22 protein-coding genes are annotated in these 23445 nt (G+C 68.4%); 9 read left to right on the top strand and 13 right to left on the bottom strand.

Annotated elements, in window-relative coordinates:
• Positions 1-299: LysR substrate-binding domain-containing protein (locus ACILRF_RS06560; RefSeq protein WP_395671477.1), on the top strand; the 299-nt coding region annotated here is incomplete at its 5' end.
• Here the strand turns inward: ACILRF_RS06560 and ACILRF_RS06555 are convergent.
• From ACILRF_RS06555 to ACILRF_RS06510, 10 genes are all read right to left on the bottom strand, one after another.
• Positions 296-955, bottom strand: coding sequence for a peroxiredoxin (locus ACILRF_RS06555; protein ID WP_395671476.1), 660 nt, complete (start codon positions 953-955; stop codon positions 296-298). The two genes, ACILRF_RS06560 and ACILRF_RS06555, sit on opposite strands and share 4 nt — an antisense overlap.
• Positions 956-1012: 57 nt before the next feature.
• Positions 1013-2764: an ABC transporter ATP-binding protein gene (locus tag ACILRF_RS06550; RefSeq protein WP_395671475.1), complete on the bottom strand. Its 1752-nt coding sequence runs from the start codon at positions 2762-2764 to the stop codon at positions 1013-1015.
• A gap of 109 nt (positions 2765-2873) precedes the next feature.
• The gene (locus ACILRF_RS06545; protein ID WP_395671474.1) at positions 2874-3605 is read right to left on the bottom strand and encodes a class II aldolase/adducin family protein; all 732 of its coding nucleotides are present in this window, start codon (positions 3603-3605) and stop codon (positions 2874-2876) included.
• A 23-nt stretch (positions 3606-3628) separates the two neighbouring features.
• Positions 3629-4789: an LLM class flavin-dependent oxidoreductase gene (locus ACILRF_RS06540; RefSeq protein ID WP_395671473.1), complete on the bottom strand. Its 1161-nt coding sequence runs from the start codon at positions 4787-4789 to the stop codon at positions 3629-3631.
• Positions 4790-4806: 17 nt separating this feature from the next.
• A complete protein-coding gene (locus tag ACILRF_RS06535; RefSeq protein ID WP_395671472.1) occupies positions 4807-5805 on the bottom strand; it encodes an LLM class flavin-dependent oxidoreductase in 999 nt (332 codons plus the stop codon).
• Entirely contained in the window at positions 5802-6962 is a 1161-nt protein-coding gene (locus tag ACILRF_RS06530; protein ID WP_395671471.1) for an ABC transporter substrate-binding protein, read from the bottom strand. The genes ACILRF_RS06535 and ACILRF_RS06530 overlap by 4 nt, the downstream gene beginning before the upstream one ends.
• On the bottom strand, positions 6959-7771 hold the full coding sequence (locus ACILRF_RS06525; RefSeq protein ID WP_395671470.1) for an ABC transporter ATP-binding protein: 813 nt from the start codon (positions 7769-7771) through the stop codon (positions 6959-6961). The genes ACILRF_RS06530 and ACILRF_RS06525 overlap by 4 nt, the downstream gene beginning before the upstream one ends.
• Before the next feature lie 17 nt (positions 7772-7788).
• Positions 7789-8580 (bottom strand): ABC transporter permease, encoded by a 792-nt coding sequence (locus ACILRF_RS06520; protein WP_395671469.1) that lies wholly within the window; start codon positions 8578-8580, stop codon positions 7789-7791.
• Positions 8577-9419, bottom strand: a complete 843-nt coding sequence (locus ACILRF_RS06515) for an ABC transporter permease (protein WP_395671468.1) — start codon at positions 9417-9419, stop codon at positions 8577-8579. Before ACILRF_RS06515 ends, ACILRF_RS06520 begins: the two co-directional genes overlap by 4 nt.
• Before the next feature lie 11 nt (positions 9420-9430).
• Positions 9431-11818 (bottom strand): TonB-dependent receptor, encoded by a 2388-nt coding sequence (locus ACILRF_RS06510; RefSeq protein ID WP_395671467.1) that lies wholly within the window; start codon positions 11816-11818, stop codon positions 9431-9433.
• Positions 11819-12242: 424 nt separating this feature from the next.
• Here ACILRF_RS06510 and ACILRF_RS06505 point away from each other — a divergent pair, with 424 nt between their 5' ends.
• Genes ACILRF_RS06505 through ACILRF_RS06495 form a run of 3 tightly spaced genes read left to right on the top strand, consistent with a single transcriptional unit; the run spans position 12243 to position 14554 of the window.
• Positions 12243-13337 carry an ABC transporter substrate-binding protein gene (locus tag ACILRF_RS06505; RefSeq protein WP_395671466.1) on the top strand — a complete coding sequence of 365 codons (1095 nt, stop codon included), beginning with the start codon at positions 12243-12245 and terminating at the stop codon, positions 13335-13337.
• Between the two features lie 7 nt (positions 13338-13344).
• Entirely contained in the window at positions 13345-13965 is a 621-nt protein-coding gene (locus tag ACILRF_RS06500; RefSeq protein WP_395671465.1) for a malonic semialdehyde reductase, read from the top strand.
• Positions 13955-14554, top strand: a complete 600-nt coding sequence (locus ACILRF_RS06495) for an NADPH-dependent FMN reductase (RefSeq protein ID WP_395671464.1) — start codon at positions 13955-13957, stop codon at positions 14552-14554. The genes ACILRF_RS06500 and ACILRF_RS06495 overlap by 11 nt, the downstream gene beginning before the upstream one ends.
• Before the next feature lie 6 nt (positions 14555-14560).
• On the opposite strand, the gene ACILRF_RS06490 is transcribed toward ACILRF_RS06495, so the two are convergent.
• From ACILRF_RS06490 to ACILRF_RS06480, 3 genes are all read right to left on the bottom strand, one after another.
• Positions 14561-15688 carry an acyl-CoA dehydrogenase family protein gene (locus ACILRF_RS06490; protein WP_395671463.1) on the bottom strand — a complete coding sequence of 376 codons (1128 nt, stop codon included), beginning with the start codon at positions 15686-15688 and terminating at the stop codon, positions 14561-14563.
• Between the two features lie 27 nt (positions 15689-15715).
• Positions 15716-16903: an acyl-CoA dehydrogenase family protein gene (locus ACILRF_RS06485; RefSeq protein WP_395671462.1), complete on the bottom strand. Its 1188-nt coding sequence runs from the start codon at positions 16901-16903 to the stop codon at positions 15716-15718.
• A 105-nt stretch (positions 16904-17008) separates the two neighbouring features.
• Entirely contained in the window at positions 17009-18721 is a 1713-nt protein-coding gene (locus tag ACILRF_RS06480) for a class I adenylate-forming enzyme family protein (RefSeq protein WP_395671461.1), read from the bottom strand.
• A gap of 257 nt (positions 18722-18978) precedes the next feature.
• On the opposite strand from ACILRF_RS06480, the gene ACILRF_RS06475 reads away from it, so the two are divergent.
• From ACILRF_RS06475 to ACILRF_RS06455, 5 genes are all read left to right on the top strand, one after another.
• Complete coding sequence (locus ACILRF_RS06475; protein ID WP_395671460.1) at positions 18979-20229, top strand: acyl-CoA dehydrogenase family protein; 1251 nt, start codon at positions 18979-18981, stop codon at positions 20227-20229.
• A gap of 2 nt (positions 20230-20231) precedes the next feature.
• Positions 20232-21305 (top strand): phosphotransferase family protein, encoded by a 1074-nt coding sequence (locus tag ACILRF_RS06470; protein ID WP_395671459.1) that lies wholly within the window; start codon positions 20232-20234, stop codon positions 21303-21305.
• Positions 21306-21327: 22 nt separating this feature from the next.
• Positions 21328-22095: an SDR family oxidoreductase gene (locus tag ACILRF_RS06465; protein ID WP_395671458.1), complete on the top strand. Its 768-nt coding sequence runs from the start codon at positions 21328-21330 to the stop codon at positions 22093-22095.
• Positions 22096-22099: 4 nt separating this feature from the next.
• On the top strand, positions 22100-23098 hold the full coding sequence (locus ACILRF_RS06460; protein WP_395671457.1) for an NADPH:quinone oxidoreductase family protein: 999 nt from the start codon (positions 22100-22102) through the stop codon (positions 23096-23098).
• Between the two features lie 22 nt (positions 23099-23120).
• Positions 23121-23445 (top strand): TetR/AcrR family transcriptional regulator (locus ACILRF_RS06455; protein WP_395671456.1); only part of this gene is annotated, 325 nt, incomplete at its 3' end.

The following is a 23445-nucleotide window of genomic DNA, read 5'->3' as shown; positions in this document are numbered from 1 at the left end:
TGCGTTCGCGCGGCGTCGACGACCTGCGCAGCCTCGATGGCCCGCGCTACAGCGACGCCAGCCTGGTGATCGACGAGGCGGTGGCCGGCAAGGGCGTCGCCCTGATCAAGCGCACCCTGGCCGAGCGGGACATCCAAGCTGGTCGGCTTGCGTCGCTGCTGCCGGACGTCACGCCGCTGAAGTTCGTCTACTGGCTGGTCTGGCCGCGCGGACGGACCCTGTTGCCGCCGGTGCGGGCCTTCATCGCCTGGCTAAAGGCCGAGGCGATGGGCGACATCATCGACGGGGCCGGGATCTAGCGCGGCTGCGGCACGATACGGATGTACGGCTTCGGCTCCTTCCAGCCTTCCGGGTAGAGCGTCCTGGCTTCGTCGTTGGACACCGAGCCGGCGATGATCACGTCCTCGCCCTGCTTCCAGTCGGCGGGCGTGGCGACGCGGTGCGTGGCGGTCAGTTGCAGGCTGTCGATGACCCTCAGGATCTCGTCGAAGTTCCGGCCGGTGGTCATCGGATAGACGAGGATGAGCTTGATGCGCTTGTCCGGCCCGATGACGAAGACGTTGCGGACCGTCTGGTTGTCGGCCGCCGTGCGCCCCGCGGAGCCGCCGTCCACCGCGGCGGGCAGCAGGCCCCACGCCTTGGACACCGCCAAGTCGGTGTCGCCGATCAGCGGATAATTGACCTTCGCGCCCTGGGTCTCCTCGATGTCGGCGGCCCAGCGGCCGTGGTCGTCGACCGGATCGACCGACAATCCGATCACCTTGACCCCGCGCCGGTCGAACTCCGGCTTCAGGCGAGCGACGGCGCCGAGTTCGGTCGTGCAGACCGGCGTAAAGTCCTTCGGGTGGCTGAACAGCACGCCCCAGCTGTCGCCGAGCCATTGGTGGAAATCAATTCGGCCTTCGGTGGTGTCGGCCTGGAAATTCGGGGCGAGGTCGCCGATCGCGAGCGTCATCGGAAGTCCTCCGTCTGAAATCCTGAGAAGGGAATATAGGCGCGAGCGAGCCTGCGGTCAGGCCGCCAGGCCATTCTGGAGGCTGTGTAGGCGGGCATAGAGGCCGCCGGCCTGGCCGACGAGGCTGGCATGATCGCCCTCCTCCTTCACTTGGCCGTCCTGCATCACGAGGATCTTGTCGGCGCTGACGATGGTGCTGAAGCGATGGGCGATGACCATCGAGGTGCGGCCCGACATCAGCCGTTTGAGCCCGTCCTGCACCAGCACCTCTGACTCGGTATCGAGGGCGCTGGTCGCCTCGTCGAGGATGATCAGGTGCGGATCGCGCAGCATGGCGCGCGCGATGGCGATCCGCTGCTTCTCGCCGCCGGAGAGACGCACGCCGCGCTCGCCGACGAGGGTTTCGTAGCCTTCAGGCATGCGAGAGATGAACTCATGGGCGTGGGCCGCGGTGCAGGCGGCGACGACCTCGTCCCGGCTCGCGCGGTCCTTGGCGAAGCTGATGTTGTCGCCGATGGAGTCGTTGAAGAGGGCGATGTCCTGAAGCACGGCGCCGATCTGGCCGCGCAGGCTGTCCTGGGTGTAGCGGCGGATGTCGACCCCATTGATCAGGATCTCGCCTTCGTCCGGATCGTAGAAGCGCATGGTCAGCTTGATGATCGTCGACTTGCCCGAACCACTCGGCCCGACCAGGGCCAGGGTCTTGCCGGCTTCGGCCTTGAACGAGACACCGCGCAGCGCGGGGCGCCGCTGGCCCGGGTAGGTGAAGCTGACGTCGCGGAATTCCACCGTGGAGATCGGACCGGCGGCGATCGCGTCGGGGGCGTCGACCACGGATGTGCGGGCGTCGAGCAGTTCGGCCAGCCGTTCGGCGGCGGCCTCGACGTCGCCGGTGGTGTTCACCAGCCGGGCGATCGGCGTCAGGGCGGTGATGACACCCTGGGTCAGAACGAAGACCAGCAGGATGTCGCCGACGGTGTGCCGCCCCTGCAGCGCGCCCCAGGTGACCCAGGCGATGGCGCCGATCACCGCCAGAGCGTTGACGAGGTTGGTCAGCGCCGCCGAGCGCTGTTCGATCGTCGTCTCGGCCGTGCGGACCTGCCACCACTCGGCCTGGACATCGTCATAGCGGCGCTGAACCGCGCCCTCGCCGGCGAAGCTACGTACCGTGGTGATCTGGCTTACCATCTCGTTCAGCAGGCCGCTCATCTGGCCGACCAGGCTGTTCCACTTGCGGCGCAGCGGCTTGGTCTTCTTCACCGCGTGGTACGAACTGACCAGGTTGTAGGGGATCAGCGCCAGCATCACGACGCCGACGAGCGGCGCCTTGACCAGCAGCACTGCGGCGCCGAACAGCAGGGTCAGGATCTGCGCCAGCGTACCTTCCGACAGCTGCGAGAACCACTGGGTGATGGTGATCGAGTTGCCGAACCGGTCCATCACGTCGCCGACCCGGGTGCGCTCGTAATAGTCCAGCGACAGCCGCGTCATGGTCTCGAAGACCCGCCGGCGCAGGGTGCTTATGGAGTGCAGCCAGAGCTGATCCGACTGGTACTCCTGCCAGTATCCGAACACCGCCACGAACACCCGAATGCCGGCGAACAGGCCGACGGTGAGCAGAGCGGTGGCCGCCGCCTGGTCGGCGGTGATCCGGCCGGCGCCGAGGGCCGAGATAGTGTTGACGATCTCGCGGAAGATGTAGGGCGTGGCGGTCGCGCCCAGGCCAAGCACCGCGCTGGAGAGGATCAGCGTGACGATCCGCCAGCGGTATTCGGGGATCAGCTGGATGATTTTCCAGATGTTGCTCATGGCGCGGGCGGATCGCTCTTAAAGGAAAGACCCGGCGACGCCGGGCTGGAAAAGGTGGGCGGCTGGCTTCCTGGGGAGGAAAGAGCCAGCCGCCCGGCCGAGCCGCCGCCTATTCGGCGGCGACCGGCTGATGGATGCGGCCGTCCTGGTCGACGGTGGCGTTGCGCGGCACGAGCCCGCTCATCCGCCACTGCTGCTGCAGCACGCCCGGGCCGAGCGGCTGCGAGCCGCCGAGGCCGGTGGCGAGGACCTGGAAGTAGGCGCCCTCCTCCAGCAGCAGGATAGAGTCGGCGAGGGCGATCAGACCCTTCTTGCCCCAGATGGTCGCGCCGCCGTTGGCCTCGACGATGCCGGGGATTTCGGAGTCGACCTTCAGCTGCTCGACGATGAAGTCGACCTCGGCCTGGCGGCGGTCGATGTAGACCGGCAGCTCGCGCACGAAGCGGTGGCGCTGCACCGGCACATAGAGGAACGGCAGCTTCGAATGGGCCTGGGCATAGGCGCCGAGGTAGGGCGTGTGGATGTGGCTGATGGTGGTGACGTCCGGGTGCTCGCGGAAGAGCTTGGTGTAGCGCCCCTCCCCGCCCGGGCTCTTGCCGAGGTAGACCGTGCCGTCGAAGCCGACGACCGAGGTGCGGACCTCGTCGAGGTCGTCGCCCCAGGGGCCGGTGTAGCCGAGGTTGACGAGGATCTCCTCGCCCGGGATCCGGTGGGTGAAGGATAGGGTGCCGCTGGCCGACAGGGTGCGGGTCTCGCGCAGGACGCGGAACGCCTTGCGGGCGTCCTTCTGGGCCTGGAGGACCGCTTCGAGGGCGGCGGCGGAAAGGGCAGGTTGCGACATGGTGTGTCTCCGGGATACGGCCGCTATTCGGCGGCGATGGCGTTGGCGGGATTGGCGAGGGGTTCGCGGCGGCCGCGGACAAGGGGCAGGACCTCCTCGCCGACCCGGAGCGCCTCTTCGAGGTGCGGGACGCCGGCCAGGATCAGGCCGCCGACGCCCAGGTTGATGAGGGTGTCGATACGCTCCGCCGCCGTCTCGTAGGAGCCGACGATGCCGAGCGGGCTGCCGTTGGCGCCGAGGACCTGGAGACCGGAGAAGAAGCCGTCGATCTGCAGGTCCTTCGGGTCCTTGTCGGCCGAAGGGCGCAGGTGTTCGGGCACCGGCGAGCCGACCGCGTCGCCGCGGCGGAAGTTAGCGAGCGCCCGCTCGCGCGCCTCCCAATCCACGTTGGCCCAGCCGCGGCGGACTTCGGCCCAGGCCTCTTCCTCGGTCTTGCGGGCCAGGACGTTGAGGCGGATCGCCGGCTTGACGTCGCGGCCGTCTTTCGACGCCAGGTCCTGCACCCGGCCGAACTTGCGCTTCAGGTTCTCCAGTGGCTCCATGTGGGTCAGGTTGAAGTCGGCGTGGCGAGCCTGAGCCGCGAGCGCCGCGTCCGAAGAGCCAGCGAAATAGAGCTCCGGCCGCACCTGCCCGGCCAGCGGAACCGGGAGGCCGGCGTCGGTGACCTTGTAGAACTTGCCCTCGTGGGTGAACGGGCCGCCGTTCCAGACGCCCTCGAAGACGTCGAGAAACTCAGTGGTGCGTTGATAGCGGTCGTCGTGGGCGATGCGGTCGCCCCACCATAGCTGGCCCGGTCCGCCACCGCCGGTGATGATGTTGAACAGCAGCCGGCCACCCGACAGGCGTTGCAGCGTCGCCGCCGCCTTGGCCGCATAGACCGGGTTAATCCACGGCGGCTGGAAGGCGATCATGAACCGCAGCGCCTTGGTGTGCCGCGCGATCGACGAGGCGATCACCCACGGGTCGTCCGTGTTGGGGAACGAGGGGATCAGCGCCCCGTCGAAGCCCGCCAGCTCGGCCGAGCGGGCGATCTCCAGCAGGTGGTCATGGTAGGGCGAGGCGTCGACCAGGCCTGGCGTCTGGTGGCCCGGCTCCAGGGCGGTCCAGTCGCCGCGGCTGTCGCGCGGCAGGGCGACGTCGGCGCGATCGCCGTGGGTCGGCAGGCGCCAGTGAAATTGCACCATCTTCGTCTTCCTTGGACTTAAGCGGTCTTGCGGAGCGGCTCTGCCCGACCGGGCAGTCGCGGCAGCAGGTTCTGGGCGATGCGGTAGGCCTCCTCGAGGTGCGGATGGGCGCCCAGCAACAGCACCTCCACGCCGGCGGCGTGGTACTGCGCGAAGCGGTCCGCGACGTCGGCGAAGGTCCCGACGAGGCCCGGGTCCGGCGCGCCGTTGGGCCAGCGTTCGGCGCCAGCGGCGTCGGCCTCCTTGCGGTCGTGGCGGGCGATGGGCTCGGCCTCGACACCGAACCGCACAGCGCGGTCCTGAGCGGCGGCGCGGGTCCGCAACTCGGAAATCCGGTTGGCCACCGCGTCCGGCGAAGCCGCCTTGAAGATGTGGACGTCCGCGTGGCGCGCGCTGAGATCGAGCGCCTCCGGACTTTCGCCGGAAAGCTGGATCTGCGGCAGCAACTGGCCGGCGAGCGGTCCGGCGAAGCCGCCGTTCAGCACCTCGTAGTACCGCCCCTCGAAGGTGAAGGGCGGCTGGCCCCAGACACCCTTCAGCACCGTCAGGAACTCGTCCAACCGGGCGATCTGCTCGGCCTCGCTCCAGTCGTGGCCGTGCCACGCGCCCGCCTGCGGCGCCGCGACCGCAAAGTTGAGCACCAGCCGGCCGCCGGTCAGGCGCTGGAAGCTGGTGGCGATCTTGGCGGTGTAGACCGCTGACAGGAAATGCGCCGGCAGCTGTGGCGCGAGGCGAATGCGCCGCGCCTCGCGGGCCAGGGCGCCGGCGACGATCAGCGGCTCCTCGCCCTCGTCCGTCTGCGGGATCACCACGCCGTCGAAACCGGACAGCTCCGCCGCGCGGGCGACCTGCGCCAGGTGGTCGAAGTAGTTGAAGCGGTCGTCGCCGCCCTCGATGCGGGCGAAGGCGTGCGGTCGGGCCGGGACGCCCTGATGGTCGCCGCGAGTCCAGGTGGACTTGTCGTGGGTGCGGCCGTCGCCGTTGGCGGGCAGGCGCCAGAACACTTCGAGGCTCATGCGGTGGGTTCCTTGACGGGGGCCGGGCCCGGCGTTGCGGCGGGCGCGGCCACGGGCGCGGCGGCCGGGCCGACCTTGGTGTTGGTCCAGTATTGGGTGAGGGCCAGGTCATTGAGGGCGACCTTGACCAGGCTGTCGTCGAGGAACTCGTCGACGTCGATGTCGCCGGAAATGATCCCGTGCTTGCGCGCGAAGGCCGTGGCGTCGCGGTAGTGGGTGTAGATCTCCGGCGGGAACAGCGGCGACCAGCGGTCTTTCCAGCTGACGTTGGTCTCGTCGTAGGTGCGCCGGACGATCCGCTCGGGCGTGCCGTTGCGGGTGCCCAGGAGGATGATCTCCTCCTTGTTCTCCGGCTGGGAGATCCAGTGAGCGGCGCGCACGTAGGCGGTGACGACCAACTGGGCGAGTTCGGGCTGCTGCTCCAGGAACCGGCGCGAGCCGTAGAACCCGCCCCAGCTCTTCCAGTGCAGCGGCTGGTCGGCGGTCGACCAGATGATCTTGGCCACGCCCCGCTCTTCCAGGCTGAACGGCGAGATCGAGAACAGGGCGTCGACGCCGCCGGTGGCGACGGCGGCCGAGCCGGCCTCGGGGTTGATGTTGTAGATCTGGAAGTCGTCGTAGGTGAGGCCGTGCGAATCCAGCAGCCGCAGCAGCGGCAGCTCCCACGGCCGGCCGCGGTGGATGGCCAGCCGCTTGCCCTTGAGGTCCGTGATCGACTTGGCCGTCGAGCCGGTCGGAACCATCAGATAGGATTCCGACGGGTTGCCAGGCACCAGCAGCTTGGTCTTGCCGCTGGTTCCGCTGGCGTTGAGGATGATCGACGGCAGGTCGCTGTAGCCGGCGAACTGGATTTGGTGGTTGGCGAAGGCTTCGTTGACGATGGGGCCGACGGCCGCGTTCGGGGCCGGGAACCACTCGAGCCTGGCCCCGCGCTTTTCCAGCTCCTGGCGCAGCCAGCCCTGCTTTTCGATGGCGTAGTCGACCCCGGAAAGCCGCACCTGGCCGTCGGTATAGGACGACACGACGGCGATCTTGATCGTCTGGCCTTCGGTCTTGCCGCCGCCCCCGCCGCAGCCGGCGAGGCCGAGCCCCGCGGCGCCGAGCAGGAGGTCGCGGCGCGAGACGCCGGCGATCGGGCCAATGGTCGGGAAGGTCATCGAGTAGCTCCATCCATCAGGTCGGCCAGCACCTCGTCGCGATAGGCGTGCAGGGCCGGAGCCGCGCGGTCGCGAGGGTGCGGAAGGGGAATGTCGACCACCCGGCGGATGCGGCCGGGGTGGGCGTCCATGATCACCACGCGGTCTCCCAGGTAGACGGCCTCTTCAACGTCATGGGTGACCATGATCATGGTGGCGTTCTGCTGCTGCCAGATGCGCTGCAGTTCGCCCTGCAGGTGGACCCGGGTCAGGGCGTCGAGGGCGCCGAGCGGCTCGTCGAGCAGCAGCACCTTGGGCTGGCTGACGAGGGCGCGGGCGATGGCCGCCCGCTGGGCCATGCCGCCGGACAGCTCCTTTGGATAGGCGGTCTCGAACCCGGCGAGGCCCACGAGGGAGATGTGTTCGGCCACCCGCTCCGCCTTCTCGGCGGCCGACAGGTCATGGTGGTTGATCAGGGCGAAGGCGACGTTCTCGCGCACCGTCATCCACGGCAGCAGCGAGGGGTCCTGGAAAACCAGGCCGCGGTCGAGGCTGGTGGAGCGGATCGGCTCGCCGTCGAGGCTGATCTCGCCGGTGTAGCCGGCCTCGAGGCCCGCGATCAGCCGCAGCAAGGTCGACTTCCCGCAGCCCGACCGGCCGACGATGCTGACGAACTCGCCCGGCGCAAAGCCGAGGTCGATGTCCTGCAGGACCTTCAGCGGCTGGCGGTTGATGACGTAGCTCTTGGACACGCCGTCCACGGTCAGGGTCTCCTCGCGCGGGGCGGGGGTGTGGGCGTTGTGGAAGTCGGCGATGTTGAGGACGGTCATGGCGCTTTCCTTGCCGCTCAGCGGACGACGCTCCGCCACCGCAACATGCGGTCGGCGGCGACGGTGACGAGTTGGGTGGTGAGGAAGCCGGTGACGCCGATGACGATCACGGCGAGCACAACGACATCCATGCGGAACGCGGCCTGGCCGTTCAGCATCATGTTCCCGAGCCCCGGACCGGGGTTGAAGAACATCTCCGAGCCGATCGAGCTCAGCCAGGCGAAGGCGACGGCCTGCATCACCCCGGTCGCGATCGACGGCAGGGCCCCCGGCAGGGTGATGTACCGCAGCGTCTGCCAACGGTTGGCCAGGAAGATCTTCCCGACGTTCAGATGCTTCGGATCGGCCCCGCGGATGCCCTCGTAGGTGTTGAGCACCGTCGGATAGAAGGCGGCCAGCGAGATGATCAGCAGCTTCGAGGACTCGCCGTTGCCGAACCACAGGCTGATCAGCGGGATGTAGCCGAGCAGCGGCACCTGGCGGATGGCCTGGTAGATCGGGTTGACCAGCGTGTCGGCCAACTTCCAGACCGCCATGATGGCCCCGAGGGCGATACCGGCTAGGGAGCCGATGAGGAGACCCGAGCCGGTGCGGCCGAGGCTCGCCGCCCAGGAGCTCCAGAGCTCGCCGCCGGACGCCTTGGCCCACAACGCCGCACCGACCTGTTCGAGGGGCACGAAGACGTAGGCGTGGACAGCGTCCTTGTGCGCCAGGATGTTCCAGGTCGTCAGAGCCAGGATTGGCAGGACCCAGCCGCGCAGGGGCGCCAGGCGCTCGCGAAGGGTCCTGGAGATACGGATGTCGCTCATGGCTCGCCTCCCCGTGCCCGGGCGGGGGACAGAGCCCGCTCGCCGGCCCGGAAGCCCTTGTCGAGGGTGAAGCCAATGAGGCCGGTCAGGACGACGCCCATCAGCACGATGTCGATCCGGAAGGTCTGGCGACCCCATTCCATGAGCTGCCCAAGGCCGCTGTCGGCCACCAGCAGTTCGGCCCCGACCAGCACCATCCACGAGCGGGCGAGAGCGATCCGCAGGCCGGTGATCACCGGCGGCACGGTGGCCGGGATCACGACCTTGAGGAACAGCGGAACCGGGCCGACGCGGTAGAGGCGGCCGACGTCGAAGTAGACCTTGGGGATGCCGCGCACGCCCTGGAAGGTCGCCAGCGCCACCGGCAGGGCCGTCGCCTTGGCCACCAGGATGATCTTCACCGTCTCGCCGACGCCGAAGATCATGATGAAGGCCGGGATCAAGGCGATGGTCGGCAGTTGCCGCATCACCTGGAAGCTCGGCAGGATGTAGGCCTCGGCCTGGCGCGACAGGCCCATCAGGACGCCGAGGGCGATGCCGATGGCCGCGCCCAGGCCGTAGCCGGTGGCCAGCCGGCTAAGGCTGCCGGCCAGGTGGCCGGGCAGCTCGCCGGAGCCCCAGAGCTGGACGAAGGTCGCCCAGATCTGCTGCGGCGGCACGACGATCTCGCGCGGGAAAAGCCCGCTGGCGCTGAGCGCCGTCCAGGCCCCGAGCACGATCAGCGGTGGGGCGACATGCGCCCACCGCCCGCGCCGACGGGGCTCGCCGACCGCTTCGGAAGCCTTGGCGGGCTTCCTTGGCCGTGACCGGCGCTGGCCGAGATCGATGGCGAGGCTCATCGCTTCCGTCCTCAGAAGGTGGTGGTGAGGGAGACGAGGTAGCTGCGCGGACGGCCCTGCTTGGCCGACGAGCCGTTGTTCGACGGCGCGATAGCGTGGATCAGGTATTCCTTGTCCGTGGCGTTCTGGACCGAGACCGACAGGCGGTGCTGGCCGCGAGCCCCGAAGGTCAGGGCGGCGTTGGCGTTCACGAGGCCGTAGGCGCCCTGCTCCAGCGTCGGGTCGATGGCCGCCAGGGTCGGACTGAAGTACTGCCGCGACAGGTAGCGGTACTCGCCGCCCAGCTCGAGCGCGGTCTCGTCGAACAGCGGGATGGTGTAGTTCGCGCCCAGCGACAGCGTGCGCTTCGGCGCCCGGGTGAATGTGTTGCCGGTCGGGTCGATGGTCGCGTTGACCAGCCCCTGACGCGGATAGTTGATGCCGGTCTGGACCGGGAAGTCGGTGTACTTGCTGTCGAGCAGGCCGAGGGCGGCGCGCAAGCGCAGGTTGTCGACCGGGTTGGCCTCCAGTGTCAGCTCGAAGCCCTTCACCTCGCCGGCGGCGTTGGAATAGCCGTTGCCGACCGTCGCGGTGCTGTTGGTGTTGGTGCCGGTGGTCGGCAGGATCACCAGCACCTGGATCGACGGATAGTCGTAGTAGAAGGCCGCGGCGTTGGCGGTCAGACGGCCGTCCAGCCAGGTGGTCTTCAGGCCCGCTTCGTAGGTGTGGATCTTCTCCGGCTGGTACTCGAAGATCTGCTGGATCGCAGGGGTGACCGAGTTGTTGCGCCGGTTGTTGAAGCCGCCGGACAGGTAGCCGTAGCTGTAGTGGAAGTAGGCCAGGGCCCGGTCGTTGATGCGGTATTCGGGCGTGATGTCCCAGGTCAGGGCGTCGTAGGTCTTCGAGACGCTCGCGACCGAATTGGTGACCAGCGTCGAGGCCACCGAGGCGGGTAGCCACCATTCGTTGTTGTTGCGGAACGAGACCGGCCCCGTGCCGAGCGTGAAGGCCTGGGAGAAGGTCTTCTCCTCGCGGGTCGCCCGTCCGCCAACGGTCAGCTTGAACCGATCGGTGACGTCGAGGGTGGCGCTGCCGAAGGCGGCGAAGCTCTCGGTGTCGGTGCTGGTGTAGGTCAGCGAATAGCTGCGCCCCGCCGCCGGGGCGGTGAAGACGTTGAGGTTGGCCGCCGCCGACTCCGAGACGGTGTCTTCCTTGAAGTAGAAGGCGCCGGCGATCCAGGTCAGCCGCTCGCTCTCCGACGAGGCCAGGCGGAATTCCTGGCTGATCTGCCGGTCCGGCGTGATCTGGCGCGAGGCGTTGTTGTGGAGCGGGATCGAGGTCGACCCGTCGGCCCAGCGCACAAGCTTGTTCTGCTCGTAACCCGTGATCGAGGTGAACTTCAGACCCTCGCTGATCCGCCAGTCGACGCGCAGCAGGCCGCCGTCGTTGTCGATGGTCTGTTCGGCGTTCCCCGCGAACCAGGAATAGCCGTAGGGCAGCGGGTTGTTCGGGCTGGTGTAGCCCTGGTTGAACGTCGGGTTGTTGACCGGCGCGATATAGAGATCGGGCAGGATGTAGGAGGGGTTCTGGTCGCCCTTGTAGCGGCGCAGATGGTAGTTCAGCGTCACGTCGACGTCGGGCGTCGGCGTGAACAGCAACTGGGCGCGCAGGGCGCTTTCGTTGTTGGCGCCAATCCGCTTGCGGTCCTCGAGCCGCCAGGCCGTGGCGTTCGGCGGCGTCACGTCGGCGGCGTAGACGTTGTAGTTCCAGCCCTTGTCGCTGTTATGAAAGACGGCGATGCGGCCGGCCAGCAGGCCCGGGATGATCGATCCGCCGACGGCCCCTTCCAAGCCCTTCTCGCCGAAGCTGCCGACGACGGCGCGAGCATAGCCGCTGGTGTCGAAGCCCGGCGTCTTGGAGACGAAGTTGATCGCCCCGCCGGTGGTGTTCTTGCCCCAGAGCGTGCCCTGCGGCCCCGACAGGATCTCGACCCGTTGCTGGTCGAAGATCGGGAACGCCTGGGCGTAGAAATTCGCGATGTAGACTTCGTCGCGATAGACGCCGACCGGGCTGACGCCGTTGGGGTCGGTGTTGTTGGTGCCGACGCCGCGGATGAACCAGCGGGGCCGCTCGCGGCCATCCGTGGCGACCGAGTTGATGTTCGGGGCGAAGGAGACCACGTCCTGCGCCAAGCGGATCTGCTCGTTCTTCGCCAGGGTGTCGGCGGAGAGCGCCGTGATGGCGATCGGGACGTCCTGGATGTTCTCCTCGCGCCGGCGGGCGGTGACCACCACGTCATCCAGGACGGTGGCGTCCGCGGCGGCGACGGCGGCGATCGATCCGACGACCGCCGCCTGCTCGGCGGCGCCGGCCGCAGCGGGGGCGGCATAGGCCAGGGCGGTAAGGGAAAGGCCCGCCAAAAGCGCATGACGCCGGACCCCGTGATGGGAAGCACGAGCGGCGGCGGCGCGGCGCGCCGTTTCCGCCGAATTCAGCACAAACATAGTATCCCCGTTCTCCTCGATGCGAGGGTCGCCGGGGAGCGGGCTGAGCCTCTGACGTGCTCGCTTCTCCGCCCCGGGTCAGCGCCCTCTTGGGTGAGAAAAGGCTAGGCCGGGGGCGGGTCCCGGCACAAAGAAGCCAGGCTCAACCGTCATTTAAGTCTATCTAAGTGGTAGGATTTACCGCCTCTACAACCACTTGTTTTGGCGGAATTTTTTATCTTTTTCGAAGCGAAACTAACGGTCTCTTGGCCGAACCCCAGGCTGGACAGCGCCCGGCCTGGCAGACCTATCTGAGGCCACGCCGGCGCCCTGCCCGGACACGTCTCTGGAGGATCGAGCCATGACCACGCTGACCATTGTGAAGCCCGCGCCGGAAGCGCCCACCGCCCCGAGCCTGGACAAGATCTGGTTCACTCGCTGCCCGGTGCCGACCGCCACGGGCCTGGCCTACAAGCTCGGTTGGCTGGCCGACGAATTCGCCGGCGAGAAGCTGCCGGTCGAGACCTTGCAGGACCTCGCCGGCTCCGAACTCCGCCGCCACCACTACGATCACCAGTTGCCGGCCCTGATCCGCGAAGGCGGCAACCTGCTGGCTATCGGCGCGCGGGCCCAGGGCGCCCCGACCCGCCTCGTCGGGCTGACCTGGATCGACGAGTACCAGGCGATCATCGTGCGCCCGGACAGCGGCATTCACTCGCCCGCCGACCTCAAGGGACGGCGTCTGGCCCTGCCAACCTGGAGCGACCACCCGATCCCCAGCCATCAGCGCGGCAGCAGCATCTCGCGCGGCATGTCGCTGCACGGCTACAAGGGCGCGCTTGCGGCCGCCGGCCTGACCCTCGACGATGTCCAGCTGGTCGAAGTCGACACCGGCCGCTCGAACCGGCCGAGCGGCGACGACGCCGGGCGCTCCGGCGGCCTGTCGCGCCTCTGGTCGCTGGACGCCCTCGCCGACGGCGATATCGACGCGGTCTACGTCAAGGGCGCCTCGGCGGTGGACGCCGCGGGCGAGCTCGGCCTGGAGGTCGGGATCAACCTCGACAAGCTGCCGGACCGCCGGTTCCGGGTGAACAACGGCACGCCGCGCCCGATCACCGTCCACGAAAGCTTGATTGAGGATCACTTCGATATCCTCGTCCGCTTCCTCTACCAGACGCTGCGGGCGGCCGAGTGGGCGCGAACGAACCTCGCCGGCGTCCGCGCCGTGCTGGAAGCCGAGACCCGCGGCAGCGCGGCGGCTGTGAGCGAGGCCTACGGCGACGAGGCCCTGCGCAACCTCCACCCGACGCTGGACGACGAGCGTCTGGCGCTGTTCGAGCAGCAGAAGAAGTTCACCTGGGTCCATGGCTTCAGCGAGCGCGACTTCTCGCTGGACGAATGGGTGGACGAGCGGCCGCTGGCCGCCGCCCGCAAACTTCTCGCGGAGCGGATCTGACCCGACCATGGACCTTCCCGTCTGGAAAGCGCCGCCGCGGCCCGAAGCGGTGGAGGAGGCCTGGCTGAACCGCCTGTTCCTGCAGGCGCGCAGCTTCACGCGATGGCAGGCGCGGCCCGTGCCGTCTCACCTGCTCAAGCGCCTCTACGATCTGGCCCGGATGGGTCCGACGGCCGCCAACTCCGGCCCGGCGAGGTTCGTTTTTGTCACCAGCGAGGCGGGCAAGGCCCGCCTCCTCCCCCACCTGTCGAGCACCAATCGGCCGAAGGCGGCGGAAGCGCCGGTGTGCGCGATCGTCGGTTATGACCGCGACTTCGTCCGCAACCTGCCGAAGCTGTTTCCGCATTCGCCCAGCGCGCCGAGCTGGTTCGCGGACCCGTCGGTGGCGGAAGAGTCGGCGCTGAAGAACAGCACACTGCAAACCGCCTACCTGATCCTGGCGGCCCGGGCCCTCGACCTCGACGCCGGACCGCTGTCCGGCTTCGACCGGGCCGGGATCGATGCCGAATTCTTCGCCGGCACGAACATCACCACCAACCTCCTGGTCAACATCGGCTTTGGCCGGGCCGACGGACAGCATCCGCGCCTGCCGCGCCTCGATTTCGAAGAGGCGTGCGATGTCGTCTGACAGCCCCCTGATCGTTGCGCTGGGCGGGGCGACCCGCCCGGGTTCGAGCACGGAACTGGCCCTGCAGGCGGCGGTCGGCTTGGCCGAGGCGCGGGGCGCCCGGACGCTGACGTTCGGCGGGCCCTGGCTGGCCGAGCTTCCGATCTACCGGCCCGAGGCCCCAATCCGCAACGACCGCCAGCTCGCATTTATCGAGGCGATCCGCGCCGCCGACGGGATCATCATCGCCACGCCCAGTTATCACGCCGGACCGTCAGGACTGGTGAAGAACGCCCTGGACGTGATCGAAGACCTGCGAACCGACGCCCGTCCCTACCTGGATGGCCGCGCTGCCGCGCTGATCGTCACCAGCGGCGGCGGCCAGGGCGGCGCCCTGGCGCTGCAGGCGCTACGGGCCACCATCCATGCCTTGCGCGGCTGGCCGACGCCGCTCGGCGTGGTGCTGGACACCGCCTCGCCAGCCTTCGGCCTATCTGGAGACCTGTTGCGGCCGAAGGACCTGGAACAGATGCGTGAGCTTGCCCGCCAGCTCACGACCCCGCTGGCGCGTCCAGCCCATCCGCAACCGCGCCGCCTGGAGCACGCTTGACGCCGATCATCCGGCCGGCAGGCTCTCGAAGCGGCTGAGGTGGTGGTCGATCCCGCCGAACATCTGCTCGAGGACGGTGGCGCGCTTGAAGTAATGGCTGACCGCCAGTTCCATGGTCATGCCCATGCCGCCATGGATCTGGATGGCGCTCTGCCCGACCTCGCGGCACGACTTGCCGACCCGCACCTTGGCCGCGGAGATCGCGCGGGCGCGCTCGGCGGCCGGCTTCTCCAGCTTCATCGTCGCCATGTAGGTGATCGACACCGCCTGCTCGATGGCGATGAACATGTCGACCATGCGGTGCTGCAGCACCTGGAAGGCGGCCAGCGGCAGTCCGAACTGCTTGCGCTGCTTGGCGTAGTCGAGGGTGTCGGCATGCAGCCGGCGCATGACGCCGAGGGCTTCGGCGCAGACGGCGGCGGTGGCCTCGTCGACCGCCGGTTCCAGCAGATCGAGGCCCTTGCCGGCCTCGCCGAGAAGGACAGCGGGCACGCCGTCGAAGCGGATGTCGGCGGCGCGGCCGCCATCGACAGTTGGATAGGTGCTGAGGGCGAGACCCTTGGCCCCGGCTTCGACCAGGAACAGCGAGACCCCGGCCCGCTCACCGCGGGCGCCGGCGGTGCGGGCGGTGACGAGGAGGTGGCTGGCCCACGGCGCGGCGTTCACCGCGTCCTTCACCCCGCTGAGCGTCCAGCCGTCGCCGTTCTGCACGGCCTCCAGCGAAACCTCGGCCAGACCGTAGCGAACCTCAGGCTCATTGTGGGCGAAAGCAAAGGTAGCCTCGCCGGCGATGATCTTTCCGATCAGGTCGGCGGCCAGATCGCCGCCCAGGCGTTTCAGCACGCCGCCAGCCAGGACGACGGTCTCGAGGAAAGGCTCGACGACCAGGGCGCCGCCGAGGGTTTCCATAATCACCAGAGTGTCCACGGCGCCGCCGCCGAGGCCGCCCAGCTCTTCCGGGAAAGGCGCGGCGAGGATGCCCAGCTCCTCGGCGAAGGCTTTCCAGACCTCGGGCCGCCAGCCGGCCTCGCCCTTGATCGTCGCCTCCCGGGTGGGAAAGTCGTAGGCGTCCTGCAGGTAGCGCTGCAGGCTGTCGCGCAGGAGGTCCTGCTCGGAAGTGAAGTTGAAGTCCATGTGACGGCCTATGCTGGGGGCGCGGGCTTAGAGGCCCAGCACCGCCTTGGCGATGATGTTGCGCTGGATCTCGTTCGACCCGCCGTAGATCGAGACCTTGCGCGTGTTGAAGTAGGTGTCCGCCACGTCGCGGGCGTAGTCCGCGGCGAGACCGTCGTTGGCGCCCACTTTGGGCTGACCATGCGGCAGGATGTGCGGGCCGGCGGCCTCGACAGCGAGTTCCGTGAGGTGCTGCTGGATCTCGGCCCCCTTGATCTTCAGCAGGCTGGAGGCCGGCCCCGGACCCTTGCCCTGGCTCTCGGATGCGAGCACGCGCAGATCGCTGTACTCGAGGCTGATGAGATCGATCTCGAGCTCGGCCATCTTGCGGCGGAAGAACGGGTCGTCGGCCAGCGGCCGGCCGTTCTCCTCGATCGTCGCCGAGACGGCCCGTAGCCGGCGCAGCTCCGCCTTGGAGTTCGCGACGCGGGCGATGCCGGCGCGCTCATGGGCCAGCAGGAACTTGGCGCAGGTCCAGCCTTTGTTCTCTTCGTAGATGCGGTTCTCGACCGGGACACGGACGTCCTCCAGCCAGACGTCGTTGACCTCGTGCTCGCCGTCCATGGTGATGATCGGGCGGACGGTGACGCCGGGGGACTTCATGTCGATCAGCAGGAAGCTGATCCCTTCCTGGATCTTGGCGTCGGGATCAGTGCGGACCAGGAAGAAGCCCCAGTCGGCGAACTGCGCCAGGGTCGTCCAGGTCTTCTGGCCGTTGACGATGTAGTGGTCGCCGTCGCGCACGGCGCGGGTCTTGAGCGAGGCGAGGTCGGAGCCCGAGCCCGGCTCGGAGTAGCCCTGGCACCACCAGATGTCGCCGTTGTAGGTCGGCGGCAGCCAGCGCTTCTTCTGCTCTTCGGTGCCGAAGGTATAGATCACCGGCGAGACCATCGAGATGGCGAACGGCATGATGCCGATCGTCTTGGCGCGGCCCAGTTCCTCAGCCCAGATGTAGCGCTGGATGGCGCTCCAGCCGGTGCCGCCGTGCTCGACCGGCCAGAACGGCGCGACCCAGCCCTTCTTGGCCAGCACCCGGTGCCAGGCCAGGTAATCTTCCTTGCCGAGCTCTTCGCCGGCGTCCTGCTTGCGACGGGTTTCGGCCGGATAATTCTCGGCGATGAAACGGCGCGCCTCTTCACGGAACGCGATCTCGTCTGGGGTGAATTCCAGATCCAATTGGGGCCTCCCAAACGCCATGAACGTGGCGCTTCAGTGGTCCGGAGCATTTCTGCGGAGCGCCCCGGAGGTCAATACCGAACTTTCAAAAAATGCGCGGACAGGTCAAATCAACTTGCGAACTTCGGCCTTCATGACCTTGCCATTCGCATTGCGCGGCAAGGGTTCGCCCGAGAACACCACCCGTACCGGAACTTTGAACGGGGCCAACCGCGATCGGACGAAGGCCTTCAATTCGTCCTCATCGGCGGCAGCGCCCGCCCTGCGCACGACGACCGCTACGGGCTCTTCGCCGAGCACCTGGTGCGGCTGGGCGACGAGGGCCGCCTCGGCGACCCCGGGATGCTCGACGAGCACGCTCTCGACCTCGATCGAATAGATGTTCTCGCCGCCGCGGATGATCACATCTTTCGCCCGATCGACGATGTAGACGAAGCCCTCGTCGTCGACCGAGGCGAGGTCGCCGGTGCGCAGCCAGCCGCCCTGCACGAAGGTCTCGGCCGTCGCCTCCGGCTTGTTGAGATAGCCCTTCACGACGTTGGGGCCGCGGACCCACAGCTCGCCGACCCCGCCGGTCGGCAGGTCTTCCAGGGTTTCCAGATCGACGATGCGGACTTCGCCGACCGGCAGGGGAAGCCCGGACGAGGCCGGTTTCAATTCGTAGTCAAGGTCGAGACAGCCGGTGAAGCTGCCACAGGTCTCGCTCATCCCCCAGCCGACGCCCGGCTGCGCCTGCGGGAAGGCGGTCTTGAGTTGGGCGACGAGCTCCGGCGCCGCCGGCGCGCCGCCGTAGGAGATGCCCGTCAGCGAGGAGAGGTCAAATTTCTCACGCTCGGGATGCTGCAGCATCTGCCAGGCCAGGGTGGGCACGCCGCCGGCGTTGGTCACCCGTTCGCGCTCGATCAGACGGAAGGCCTCGACCGTGTCCCACTTGCGCATCATCACGCACTTGTAGCCTCGCGTCAGGGCCGGCTGCAGGCTCGCGCAGAAGCCGGTGACGTGGAAGAACGGCACCGCGATCAGGTAGGTCCGCGGCGGGGCGTCGGGAGCCGGCAGCGGCAAGCCCCGGCGCAGCAGGGCGCGCGAGGCGGTATAGGCGCCTGCCATGACGTTGGCGGTGATGTTGCGGTGGGTGGCCAGGGCGCCTTTCGGCAGACCGGAGGTGCCGGAGGTGTAGAAGATCGCCGCGTCGTCGTCAGCGTCGATCACCACCTCGGGCGGCGGGATGTCTGGCAGGCTTCCCCAATCGTTGGGAGCGCCGAGCAGATCCTCCAGCGGCGTGGTCCCGGGCTCTGCGCCATGGCGGATGGTGTAGACCTGCTCCAGCTTCGGGCAGGCGTCGCGATGCGGGGCGAAGCGCTGCCAGCGCTCGGAGTCGGCGATGACCACGCGGGCGCCGGAATCGGCGACGCCGTATTCCAGCTCCCGCCCGGTCCACCAGGCATTCAGCGGCGCGACGGCGGCGCCAGTCATCACCGCGCCGTAGAAGGCGACCACCCATTCCGGCAGGTTGCGGGCGATCACCGCCACCCGGTCGCCACGGCCGACGCCGTCCGCCGTCAACCGGCGCGCGAAGGCGCTGGCGGCGCGATAGAAGGCCTCGAAGCTTACCCGGTCGTTCTCGTGGACCAGGAACGGGCGCTCGCCGAACGCCCGCGCGTCCAGGACCTCCTGGCGCAGGTCGTTGGGGGCGTGCCTCCACACCCGCACCGGCCGGTCGAAGATGACCCGCTGCTCGATTTCGAAGGGTCCGCCAGCCGCCGTCAGGGCGGCGTCGACCTCGGATATGGAGGCGGCGGGGGTGACTGTTTCCGACATACAATCCCTAACGATCACACTGCGACTTGTCGTTCTGCTCCCCGCCTGAGCCGTGTCGCCATGCCGGCGGGGTCGCCTACAATATGCGGCTTTCGCGATCGCGCCACACCTCTGCGCCAATTCGGAGATTGAAACTCCGGTATGGAGAGGCCCAAATCCGCACCGAGGCGAAGAATCTTCTGGCGTTCCGGTTCGTCTCAATTTTGAATGTCTGGTGTGCCCCGTAGAGGGCGCCTTCGAAGGGATGGAGACGGCTGATGGATTTCTCGTTGTCTGAGCGGCAGACCCAGTGGCGAGACCGCGTCCGCGCCTTCATGGACGCGCACGTCTATCCGGCCGAGCAGACCTACCACGACCAGATGGCCGCCTTTGGACAGGACCGCTGGCAGACGCCCGCGATCGTCGAGGACCTTAAGGTCAAGGCGCGCGAGCAGGGCCTGTGGAACCTGTTCATGCCGACCCTGGCCGACGAGCCAGCGGACTATCGCGGCGCCGGCCTCACCAACCTCGAGTACGCGCTGTGCGCCGAGGAGATGGGCAAGGTTGAATGGGCCTCCGAGGTCTTCAACTGTTCGGCGCCCGACACGGGCAACATGGAAGTGCTGCGCAGCTACGGCACCGCCGAGCAGATGAAGCAGTGGCTCCGGCCGCTGATGGAGGGCCAGATCCGCTCGGCGTTCCTGATGACCGAGCCGGATGTCGCGTCCTCGGACGCCACCAACATCGAGACCTCCATTGTCCGTGACGGCGACCACTACGTGATCAACGGGCGCAAGTGGTGGTCGTCGGGCGTCGGCGACCCGCGCTGCGCGCTGGCCATCGTGATGGGCAAGACCGATCCGAACGGACCGTCGCACGCCCAGCAGTCGCAGGTGCTGGTGCCGCTCGATGCGCCCGGCGTGAAGGTCCTGCGTATGCTGCCGGTGTTCGGCTACGACGACGCGCCGCACGGCCATGCCGAGGTGCTGCTGGAGAACGTCCGGGTGCCGGCCTCGAACATCGTGCTCGGCGAAGGCCGTGGCTTCGAGATCGCCCAGGGCCGATTGGGCCCCGGCCGCATCCACCACTGCATGCGGACCATCGGCGCGGCCGAACGCGCCCTGGAGAAGATGTGCCGCCGTCTGCTGTCGCGCACCGCGTTCGGCAAGCGCATCGCCGATCACTCGGTCTGGGAGGAGCGGATCGCGAACGCCCGGCTCGATATCGAGATGACGCGGCTGATGTGCCTGAAAGCCGCCGACATGATGGACAAGGCCGGCAACAAGACCGCCCGCCTCGAGATCGCGATGATCAAGCTGGCGGCGCCGCGCATGGCGCTGAAGGTGCTCGACGACGCCATTCAGGCGCACGGCGGCGGCGGGGTGACCAGCGACTTCGGTCTGGCCCGCAAGTACGCCTCGATCCGGACGCTGCGCCTGGCCGACGGGCCTGACGAGGTGCACGCCCGGACGATCGCGCGGATGGAGCTCAACAAGCACCAGAACCGCAAGGAAAAGGCGGGCGCCTGATCATGACGGAGGCCGGCGCGGTCAACGCGAGGTTTTCCGGCGTCAAGCCGGTCGACGAGCGAAACCGTTTTGACGAGGCGGCGCTCGAACAGTGGCTGGCCGTCAATCTGGATGGTTGGCGCGGGCCCTTGCAGGTCAGCCAGTTCAAGGGCGGGCAGTCGAACCCCACCTACCGGCTCGACAGCCCGTCTGGGGCCTATGTCCTGCGGCGCAAGCCGTTCGGGCCGCTGCTGCCCTCGGCGCACGCTGTCGACCGGGAGTTCCGGGTGATCAGCGCGCTACACGGCGCGGGCTTTCCGGTCGCGCGGCCGCATGTGCTTTGCGAAGACGACGGGGTCATCGGGGCCGCGTTCTATGTGATGGACATGGTTGAGGGGCGCGTCTTCTGGGAAGCGGCCCTGCCCGGCGTGGCGACCACCGCCCGAACCGAGGTGTTCAACGCCGCCATCGACACCCTGGCCCAGTTGCATAACCTGCGCCCGGACACCATCGGCCTTGGCGACTATGGCAAGCCCGGCAACTATTTCGCCCGGCAAGTCGGCCGCTGGACTCGGCAGTATCGCGACGCCGAGACCGAGCGGATCGAGGCTGTCGAGCGCCTGATCGACTGGCTGCCGCGCACCGTCCCGGCCCAGGATCGCGAGTCCATCGTCCACGGCGACTTCCGCCTCGACAACGTCATCTTCCACCCGACCGAGAACCGGATCCTGGCGGTGCTCGACTGGGAGTTGTCGACGCTCGGCGACCCCCTCGCCGACTTCAGCTACTTCCTGATGAACTGGGCGATGCCCGCCGACGGCCGCAACAGCCTCGACGGGCTGGACCTCGCGGCGCTGGGCATCCCATCGATCGAGGCGGTCGTGGAGCGGTATTGCCAAGCCACGGGTCGCGACGGAGCCCCGGATCTCAACTGGTACTTCGCCTACAACCTCTTCCGGCTGGCGGGCATCCTGCAGGGCGTCAAGAAGCGCGCTCTGGACGGAAACGCCTCGTCGGCGCACGCCGTGGAAATGGGGGCCCGCGTCGGCCCCCTCGCCGCAACCGCCTGGTCCTTCGCCGAAAAGGCGGGGGCCTGACCGCAATGACCTGGAGCCAAGAATGTCCAACCTCTTCGACCTGAGCGGCAAGACGGCGGTGATTACCGGCTCGACCCGCGGGATCGGCCTCGCCATCGCCCGCCGAATGGCCGAGCACGGCGCCCAGGTCGTGATCTCGTCGCGCAAGGCCGACGCCTGCGAGGCGGCCGCCAAGGCCATCAACGACGAGTTCGGGGCCGGACTCGCCCTGCCCGTCCCGGCCAACATCTCGTCGAAAGACGACCTGCAACGGCTGGTCGACGCCGCGAACACGGCGTTCGGCAAGATCGACATCCTGGTCTGCAACGCCGCCTCGAACCCCTACTACGGACCGAACCTTGGGATCTCCGACGATCAGTTCCGCAAGGTGCTGGAGAACAACATCCTCTCCAACCACTGGCTGATCCAGATGACCGCACCGCAGATGATCGAGCGCAAGGATGGGGCGATCATCATTGTCTCGTCCATCGGCGGGCTGAAGGGCTCGACGACGATCGGCGCCTACAACGTCTCCAAGGCCGCCGACTTCCAGCTGGCGCGGAACCTCGCCTGCGAACTCGGCCCGCACAACATCCGGGTCAACTGCATCGCGCCTGGGCTGATCAAGACCGACTTCTCCAAGGCGCTGTGGGAAGACCCGTCGCGCGAGAGCCGCGACTGGGGCTCGCCGCTCAAGCGGATCGGCGAGCCGGACGAGATCGCCGGTGCAGCGGTGTTCCTGGCCTCGGCGGCGGGCAGCTTCACCACCGGCCACGCGCTGGTGGTGGACGGCGGCGCGACGATCGACTGACCCGATGAAGGCGCTCCTTTCCAACACCGCCGGCGGTCCCGAGACCCTCGTCCTTGCCGACATCGCCGCACCGCAACCCGGCCCTGGCCAAGTGTCGATCGACGTTCATGCGGTTGGGGTGAACTATCCCGACGCGCTGGTGATCCAGGACCTCTATCAGTTCAAGCCCCCGCGGCCGTTCGCGCCGGGGGCCGAGTTCGCGGGCACGATCCGCGCGCTCGGCGAAGGCGTCACCGGCTTCACGCCCGGCGACCGGGTGCTGGCCACCAACTATGCCGGCGGCATGGCGGAGGTGGCGCTCGCCCAGGCCGACCGCGTCGTCGCCATTCCCGACGAGATGCCGTTCGAGGACGCCGCGGCGTTCCTGCTGACCTACGGCACGGTGTTCCACGCCCTCCACGACCGCGGCGCGTTGCAGGAGGGTGAGACCCTGCTGGTGCTCGGCGCCGCCGGCGGCGTCGGGATCGCGGGGATCGAGCTCGGAAAGTCGGCCGGCGCGCGGGTCGTAGCCGCCGTGTCGTCCGAAGAAAAGGCGGCCTTCGCGCGTAGCCGCGGCGCCGACGAGGTGGTGGTCTATCCGTCCGGAGACATCGACAAGGCTGCCTCGCGCGCCCTGGCCGAGGCTTTCAAGCAGGCCTGCGGGCCCGATGGGGCGGACGTGGTGCTGGACCCGGTCGGCGGCGCCTACGCCGAGCCTGCCGTCCGAACACTCGGCTGGAAGGGCCGCTATCTCGTGGTCGGTTTCACGGCAGGGATCCCGGCGGTGCCGCTCAACCTCACCTTGCTGAAGGGGTCGGCGATCGTCGGAGTCTTCTGGGGCCTGTTCAACGCCAAGGAGCCCGCGGCGTCAGCGGCCAATGTGCGCCGCCTGATGGACCTCTACCGCGAGGGCGCGGCGCGTCCGGAGATCACCGAGCGCTTCCCCCTGGAACGCGGCGGAGAGGCGATCGCGCGGCTCGCCTCCCGCCAGGCCACCGGCAAGGTGGTCGTTGTGGTCCGGTGAGCCGGGGCACTAGGTTGCGGTCGTGAGCGGAACCGCGCCTGCGACGGCCAAGTACGAACAGAAGCGCCAGACCCTGGTGGCGGCGGCGTCGGCGATCCTCAACCGCAAGGGCGTCGCCGGCCTGACCCTGGCCGAGGTTGGGGCGGCGGTGGGGTTCAACACCACCTCCGTCACCTACTATTTCCGCAAGAAGGAGGATCTGGCCGCCGCCTGCATCCTGAGCGCGGTGGATCGCCTCGACGCGATCATCGCCGAGGCGGCGCAAGCCAGCGGGCTGGAGGCGCGCGTGCGGCGCTTGCTCGACCTCTGGCTCGGCGAGCGGTTCGAGATCGCCGCGGGCCTCACGC

It is taken from the genome of Phenylobacterium sp. (genome assembly GCF_044236515.1).
Taxonomy (GTDB): Bacteria; Pseudomonadota; Alphaproteobacteria; order Caulobacterales; family Caulobacteraceae; genus Phenylobacterium.
Note: the sequence above shows the minus strand (reverse complement) of the source record. Positions and strands in the feature narration are given on the sequence as shown.

Excerpts from the sequence above, each read along its gene's own strand:
- ACILRF_RS06545 (WP_395671474.1), bottom strand. The coding sequence starts at position 3,605 with ATGTCGCAACCTGCCCTTTCCGCCGCCGCCCTCGAAGCGGTCCTCCAG.
- ACILRF_RS06480 (WP_395671461.1), bottom strand. The coding sequence starts at position 18,721 with ATGTCGGAAACAGTCACCCCCGCCGCCTCCATATCCGAGGTCGACGCC.
- ACILRF_RS06550 (WP_395671475.1), bottom strand. The coding sequence starts at position 2,764 with ATGAGCAACATCTGGAAAATCATCCAGCTGATCCCCGAATACCGCTGG.
- ACILRF_RS06500 (WP_395671465.1), top strand. The coding sequence starts at position 13,345 with ATGGACCTTCCCGTCTGGAAAGCGCCGCCGCGGCCCGAAGCGGTGGAG.
- ACILRF_RS06525 (WP_395671470.1), bottom strand. The coding sequence starts at position 7,771 with ATGACCGTCCTCAACATCGCCGACTTCCACAACGCCCACACCCCCGCC.
- ACILRF_RS06535 (WP_395671472.1), bottom strand. The coding sequence starts at position 5,805 with ATGAGCCTCGAAGTGTTCTGGCGCCTGCCCGCCAACGGCGACGGCCGC.
- ACILRF_RS06490 (WP_395671463.1), bottom strand. The coding sequence starts at position 15,688 with ATGGACTTCAACTTCACTTCCGAGCAGGACCTCCTGCGCGACAGCCTG.
- ACILRF_RS06555 (WP_395671476.1), bottom strand. The coding sequence starts at position 955 with ATGACGCTCGCGATCGGCGACCTCGCCCCGAATTTCCAGGCCGACACC.
- ACILRF_RS06470 (WP_395671459.1), top strand. The coding sequence starts at position 20,232 with ATGACGGAGGCCGGCGCGGTCAACGCGAGGTTTTCCGGCGTCAAGCCG.
- ACILRF_RS06520 (WP_395671469.1), bottom strand. The coding sequence starts at position 8,580 with ATGAGCGACATCCGTATCTCCAGGACCCTTCGCGAGCGCCTGGCGCCC.
- ACILRF_RS06465 (WP_395671458.1), top strand. The coding sequence starts at position 21,328 with ATGTCCAACCTCTTCGACCTGAGCGGCAAGACGGCGGTGATTACCGGC.
- ACILRF_RS06530 (WP_395671471.1), bottom strand. The coding sequence starts at position 6,962 with ATGACCTTCCCGACCATTGGCCCGATCGCCGGCGTCTCGCGCCGCGAC.
- ACILRF_RS06540 (WP_395671473.1), bottom strand. The coding sequence starts at position 4,789 with ATGGTGCAATTTCACTGGCGCCTGCCGACCCACGGCGATCGCGCCGAC.
- ACILRF_RS06460 (WP_395671457.1), top strand. The coding sequence starts at position 22,100 with ATGAAGGCGCTCCTTTCCAACACCGCCGGCGGTCCCGAGACCCTCGTC.
- ACILRF_RS06515 (WP_395671468.1), bottom strand. The coding sequence starts at position 9,419 with ATGAGCCTCGCCATCGATCTCGGCCAGCGCCGGTCACGGCCAAGGAAG.
- ACILRF_RS06495 (WP_395671464.1), top strand. The coding sequence starts at position 13,955 with ATGTCGTCTGACAGCCCCCTGATCGTTGCGCTGGGCGGGGCGACCCGC.
- ACILRF_RS06505 (WP_395671466.1), top strand. The coding sequence starts at position 12,243 with ATGACCACGCTGACCATTGTGAAGCCCGCGCCGGAAGCGCCCACCGCC.
- ACILRF_RS06475 (WP_395671460.1), top strand. The coding sequence starts at position 18,979 with ATGGATTTCTCGTTGTCTGAGCGGCAGACCCAGTGGCGAGACCGCGTC.